Raw genomic sequence first — 226 nt, forward strand, 5'->3', positions numbered from 1 at the left:
TTTTTATCTCTTCAATTTCTCTAATCCCTGCAAGTTGGTTGTTTGTTCCCGTCGGGATGTTCGACAGTCAGGAAGTGCAGTATCAGGTTGATGGGCAAACCAAGACCCGCAAGGTTGTTGATCCCCACTCATTCCGAATTCTGACCAATGAAGCCGGTGAAGAGCAGTATCACCCGGTTAAGTTCTTTACCACCGGTGACGAAAGTCCAGGCCTGATGAACTTCCC

At 48.2% G+C, this 226-nt stretch carries 1 pseudogene; it reads left to right on the forward strand.

Annotated elements, in window-relative coordinates:
- Positions 1-5 precede the first annotated feature (5 nt).
- Positions 6-226, forward strand: a pseudogene (locus FDX22_RS00025) (hypothetical protein); the annotation flags it as partial.

This window comes from Citrobacter sp. TBCS-14, from assembly GCF_005280805.1.
GTDB classification, from domain to species: Bacteria; Pseudomonadota; Gammaproteobacteria; order Enterobacterales; family Enterobacteriaceae; genus Citrobacter; species Citrobacter gillenii.